The organism is Methylosinus sp. R-45379 (genome assembly GCF_001644125.1).
In the GTDB taxonomy this organism is placed as follows: Bacteria; Pseudomonadota; Alphaproteobacteria; order Rhizobiales; family Beijerinckiaceae; genus Methylosinus.
The window spans coordinates 1-1674 of record NZ_LUUM01000121.1 but is presented as its reverse complement, the minus strand read 5'-3'; the positions used below and the strand labels follow the sequence as shown (position 1 = coordinate 1674).

2 protein-coding genes are annotated in these 1674 nt (G+C 57.0%); both read right to left on the bottom strand.

All coding sequences use genetic code 11. The annotated features are described in order from the left end of the window. A partial coding sequence (locus A1351_RS06685; RefSeq protein WP_157096136.1) for an MFS transporter occupies positions 1-364 on the bottom strand: 364 nt, incomplete at its 3' end. A 319-nt stretch (positions 365-683) separates the two neighbouring features. Next, positions 684-1674: TonB-dependent receptor (locus A1351_RS06680; protein WP_157096135.1), on the bottom strand; the 991-nt coding region annotated here is incomplete at its 5' end.

The following is a 1674-nucleotide window of genomic DNA, read 5'->3' as shown; positions in this document are numbered from 1 at the left end:
GTCCTTGGAGAATTCGGCCCACCACGAGAACGCTCGAACAGGTGGCCAAACCGCATATCGCGGATGCTCCGGCAAAACCGGCCAGTCCGGACAAAAAGATCTTCCGTCGTCCAAAAATGTCTCCGAGCCTACCCCCTGTGATAAGGAAAACGGCGTAAGTCGTCATGTAGCCTGAAACAACGAGCTGTAAATCGGAGGGCGTCGCGCCGAACTCCTCCTTGATCGCCGGCAGCGCGATATTGACGATAAAAAAATCGAGGGGCGACAGAAAAACGCCCGTGAGCAGCACCGCGAAGCGGAACCAACGCCACCGCTCGTGAGCGGTGATAACTCCAATGCTGCGGCTCTGTTGCTCGAGCGACATTTCGTGGAACAATTCGACTGTGGATGGGCGAAAGCGCCTTTCGTAGCTATGTCCATCACGGTCGCATTTGGCAATGCTCGTTTCGCTTATGCGTGACATCGCTCCAGCTAATGCGCTGATCGCTGGCCGGGTCGATACCGGGCCGCCAATTCGTCATTCATTGGCATGCGATCGCCGCGTCGCGCCGGGCGCGCTTCACATTGACTCCGGAGTCGGTCGTCAATGTGTACAGGCGCTCGACGCTCCCGCGCACATCGACGAGGCTCGGAGCGATCACGAACCTCGCCTCGGGGAAGAAGCGTCAGACTTCGGCTTGTGATCAGAATTTCGCCTTCACCGTGAAGCCTGCCATAATCGGATCAGCCGGTGTGCCGATCACTCCTCCGGCGCTGAAATTCGGAGATACGGTCGTGAAATAGTGTTTGTTCGTCAAATTGTGAACCCATCCCGACAGATCGACGCTCTCGTCTGCGAAGCGCAGTCCCGCGTGCAGATTGAGCAGGCCGTACGCGTCGATTACGCTGTAGATCGAATCGTCTGGAACCGAGAAGAATTTCGTCTGGTAGGAGAAGTCGGCTCCGAAATAGGCGATCACCGACCTTTCGATCGGATCGAGCACGCGTCCGATATCGTGTGCATATTCGCCGCCAGCGGCGAGAGCCCATCGCGGCGTGAGGGAGATCGGGCGGCCCGTCAGGCTGCAGGAGCTCGAGAATGCGAGTTCAAATCGGCAAGGGGCATTCTCGAAGGAATCGTAATAGGTGTGATCGTAAGTGACAGAACCATAGGTCGTCAGCCCCTCTATGAGTTTTGCTCGTAGATCGAGCTCGAACCCTCGTGAGACCGCCCTCTTGGCGTTGGAGAGATAGGTGATCGGCCGAGCGCCCGACGTATCTGTGATATTGGTGATATAATTTCGATCGACCATGATGAATGCTGCGATGTTCGCGAGCACTCGATGATCGAAGAAGTCGGTCTTCAATCCAATCTCAAAGTCGTCCAATTCCTCGGGCCGCACAGTCGTGGCGGCTGTCGTCGGAAGGTTGGCGACGGGATTTGGACCGCCAGCGCGCCCTCCGCGCGCGTAGGTCGCGTAAGCGAGCGAGTCGGGTGAAATTTTATAGGAAGCGGAGGCGAGAGCGGAAATCAATCCTTGTCGCGTCGTGGCGTAGAATTCACGATCTGCGCCGATCAATCCAATTCGCGCATTTCGCGCAGTGGCTTGTTGCGCCGCGGTCAGCCCCTCGAGGCTGTTGGCGGCAAACTGGTACTGTCGAAATATTGTGCTCTTCGCCGTATAAGAGTATCGA